Annotated in this window: 4 protein-coding genes; all 4 read right to left on the reverse strand. The window is 52.5% G+C overall.

What is annotated here, in order from left to right:
- Positions 1–208: 208 nt before the first annotated feature.
- The 4 genes from EZI54_RS25320 to EZI54_RS23170 all read right to left on the reverse strand — a co-directional run bounded on the left by EZI54_RS25320 (position 209) and on the right by EZI54_RS23170 (position 3,715).
- Entirely contained in the window at positions 209–688 is a 480-nt protein-coding gene (locus tag EZI54_RS25320; protein WP_131484231.1) for a topoisomerase DNA-binding C4 zinc finger domain-containing protein, read from the reverse strand.
- A 148-nt stretch (positions 689–836) separates the two neighbouring features.
- The gene (locus EZI54_RS23160) at positions 837–1,100 is read right to left on the reverse strand and encodes a hypothetical protein (protein WP_131484232.1); all 264 of its coding nucleotides are present in this window, start codon (positions 1,098–1,100) and stop codon (positions 837–839) included.
- A gap of 115 nt (positions 1,101–1,215) precedes the next feature.
- A complete protein-coding gene (locus EZI54_RS23165; RefSeq protein WP_165495863.1) occupies positions 1,216–1,833 on the reverse strand; it encodes a DUF2931 family protein in 618 nt (205 codons plus the stop codon).
- Positions 1,823–3,715 (reverse strand): phospholipase effector Tle1 domain-containing protein, encoded by a 1,893-nt coding sequence (locus tag EZI54_RS23170; RefSeq protein WP_131484234.1) that lies wholly within the window; start codon positions 3,713–3,715, stop codon positions 1,823–1,825. The genes EZI54_RS23165 and EZI54_RS23170 overlap by 11 nt, the downstream gene beginning before the upstream one ends.
- Positions 3,716–3,933 lie beyond the last annotated feature (218 nt).

Consider the following 3,933-nt stretch of genomic DNA (forward strand, 5'->3'; position numbering starts at 1 on the left):
AAATGAGCCCGGCGGCAGCCAGTAAAGTGCAAAACAGGAAAAAACCGGCCAGCCCCCTGAAGAAAGGCCTTACTTTAGCTACCTGATCTCTACTCACTGGTTCATGCAACATAGACTTTTAACGCCAATGTTAAGCGGCCGGTTTGGAGTGCAACGGAAAACCGGTCCGGTGGAGGCCCGTAGGGCCGGAACGTACTTAAACGACTGGTTATGCCTTGTTCTCAGAGACATATCGCCGAGTTCCTCTGCAACGAGGGTACTTTGGACACCCCCAAAACTGACCCCCAGCGTTCCTACCTTGCGAAGCTGTTCTCAATACCATTTTTGCTCTACAGCGTGGACAATTAGGTTGTGATTTAACGCTGCGAGGCCTGCTGCTTTTAGGAGCCGGTTTTGGAGTTTCAATCGGCTCAATTGGCCGTGGGGAGTCATTTTGGTCTTTGTTCTGCGGAAGCCGACGGGGACTAAATTTTCCGTAGAACCAGAATGCGACCCCACCAGCCAAAATGATAGGTAAAAATGCTTTCCATTCGGCTACGCCGCCATGACTAGAACACGCTCCACTGCTACCGATTGATGGCGACTTCCAACCACTATTGCAGGTAATTGGACCAATCATCATCTTTGATACGATCACGACGACAATGAATACCGCTGCAGTAAATAGCTTTATATGCTTTTCAATCATCAGATCGCAGAAGCTCTATTGGTCGAACATCAAGCCAGGCATAACGCCAATGTTCAGCGGCCGGTTTGGAGGCGCATCGCGCCGGAAAACCGGTCCGGTGGAGGCCCGTCAGGGCCGGAACGTATTGGAACTACTGGTTATGTGTGTCTCACTCCAACCAATAGATGCCATCGTGGTGCCCAACTAAAATTTCGTTTGAAGAAGGGATGCGCACTTCAATATCACCACCTGGCTGATGTTCTTCTTCCATTGCTTCAGCCACCATTTTTTTGAATGCGGCTCGATCCATTGAGTCCTTCCGACGTATTTCGCCCTTATTGTGCGGACGTACCCTTTCAAACTCTATGATCTCGCAATCTAAAGAATCGATTAATTCGAATACCTCTTCTTGCGTTAATCTCTGCATCTTCATCTACACATAATGCCCGCCATCACCGGTGACAAAACCGCAGCGAAGCGGAGGGTTTGGCATCCGGTGCATGGCTTGGTTATGTGGTGCCTGACTCCCAAGGTATCAGGACATGTATCTACCAGCCATCCAGTTTGACCCCATTTTCCCGGAGGTACTCGCCTTCTTTTTCCAGATATTCATCTACCCATTGAGAATAGTCAGACTTCTCGTTGTTGAACGGCTTCGCCTTATAACGCCCCACCTCAATCGCATTTTCCGCCCCATTCATGATCCAGAGAACCACCGTTCCTCCCGGTGCCAGGCCAAGAACCAATGTGTCTCTAGGCTCAACCATTGTTTTACCATATCTTTCATACGGCGCTGGCTCTTTCATCTTTTCCACAATTTCAGCGGCGTTTTCCAATCTGATCACAGCCTCATAGGATTGCTGTTCTGCGAACGAAAACCACCGAATAAGGAACAACTCGGGGGTTGTCTGCCACTCTGCGCGTGAGAGCGGAGGGCTTTTCCAGCAACAAGTGACAAACCCGAATGGGCGACGCCACCCAACATTTTCTGACAGTGACTCGATAAAGAATTTATCCACCCATACATCGTAGTGTTCCGGGGCAACAACACCGATGCTCCGATAGGCAGAATTCGGGCCGTGCATGGGTGTCTCTGATTCTCCTTGGTCCGAACACCCCAGCAGCACCAAGACACAGAAGCTAATAGCAAGCGTCTTAATACTCATGATATTCCCCCTCTGACCATTGCCCCTTATTCGGATGGACGGTTCGGCGGCCATACTTGCCGGGCTTGAAAGGGTACAAGGGGCCAAGCTTCAGGTAATGATCAGAATGGTGAATATACCGCTGTTTCAGTAGCGCTTTAGATTCCGGGGTCATCAATAGCGCGCTGCCATGCCAAACGTGAGCAGCGAGGTTTCTGGCAACCGTCATTAATTCTTGCGGTAAGGAGAGGCCTTCTACTTCTGGGTTGATAGAGCGGAAGGGAACACCAGCATCCACCGCCAATTTGTGCATCAGATACAGCGGAATACGGGAGTATTCACCGCGAACTTCGCGGTCCAACCAAAGGCGAAGTGTTATGTCACCGCCGGGCAAGCCGGGTGGGCGTTCCTGTTCAATCTCAAGTGTGGCGAGTGGGTTCAGTGGCCCGATCCAACCTTCGTTTTTAATCAGTGCACGTTCCTGCAACATGCGAGAGAATGCGAAACTGGCTTCGGGATTCCGACGATCTTTTCCGCTGACAATCAAGGGCGGGCGAACTTCTACCCGTTCCCGAAAGCGGTCCGGGTAGCCACCGCCAATATCGGAGTGGGCACCAGGCAGCGCCCATTCGCTGAAATGGTCCGGCAAGTTGCCGGACTCACCCCGGAGGCTGTTGAGAGAGAAGTTGTGGCGGCGCTCATCCCGTGCGGAAAACTGAACGACCCGTTCCGCATCCTCCGACCGCAAGTTGACGTTGATGCGCCCGGTTTCTGCATCATGCGCTGATAAGTCGAGATTGCCGAGGTCGGCAATCCCCGCAACGGTATCGAACAAGCCGACAAAGCGCACGGTAACTTTCTTGGGCCATGGGATGCCCTGCCGCTCGAATGCTCTGACTAAAGCCCCTTTGTATTCACTGTACAGAGAGCCCGTTGTGTCCCGCACCTCCCGGCTGACAAAATGCCGAGCGGTGGCCGCGCCACGGCTGAAGCCAAAAACGTCAAGTATTAGCTCGTCAACCGACTCGTCCACAGCACGTTTGAAACTAATGGCTAAATCATTGCTGCCCTCTTCAATTTTCTTAAGTATGCCTTGGTCACCCAACCCAAGTCCCATACTGGGCGCATCGTCCGGCTCCCCGGACTTTGTGCCAACTCCCGACACATAGGTTGATAGCCGGTAAACCCTTTCGCCGGTTTCACTCTGGCCTCCTTCACGCTGGTAAAGGTTTTCCAGCTTGGAGACATTGGTTTCCGCATTGAGATAACTGCCTTCCATCACCTGCGATAGTTCGGCGCTGCACTCGTCTTCGGAGATGACCTCGGCTGCATTAGCTGTGAGACATTCATCAATCTGCCGCTGATAGGTTTGGGTATTATCGCGATTATTGCCAGTGCCATCGAAAAAGATGCCAGCCTCGACCCGGACTTTGGGGCGCTCCTCTTCTTCGGGCGGATCTTCCGGTGATTCGTCGGGCAAGCCTTCATCAATCAACGCGCCTTTCTGCGCAGCTTTCCGCACAAACTCCTGTGGATCTTTGTTCAGCAACTCCTTGGCGGCAGGGGTAAGCTGACCTTTGTCATCCAGCGCACCAGCCACAGCGAAGTCCACAACCGGTGCGGTGTTGGTGGCAACACCCAAAATCACTCGTGGATTACCGCTGACAATGGAGCCACCATGACTGCTGGGGCTGCCAAGGTAGGCCACTGGCATACCATCGGCCAACGCCAGCGGGTAGCCTTGGGTAATAACCGCACCGCAGCCGGTAACATCGCCTACACGGGCAATGGGCTTACCTTCAACAAGAATACTGGAGCCGTTTGGCATGATGGGGGAAGAGCCGTGCCCTTTGATCGGGCAAACATGCATGTCGCCGACGCAGGCGGCAATCAGATTGCTCATGGTGAGAGTTCCTTTCAGTAAAGAGTAGCTTCCTGGCTACCCTTGGTTAAACATGGTTCAAACTGCCAATTATAGCATGGTAGGCATTACATAACGCCAACAGCAGGGGCGCGACGAAAGGAGCGTCCCTTGCCTGTATTGGTTATGAGCTAAAGGGCTGGGGTACATGTCTTGCACTCCAACCAAATTATTCCGAAATCACCTACTATCTCGAACCC

Source organism: Marinobacter halodurans, from assembly GCF_004327985.1.
Lineage (GTDB): Bacteria > Pseudomonadota > Gammaproteobacteria > Pseudomonadales > Oleiphilaceae > Marinobacter_A > Marinobacter_A halodurans.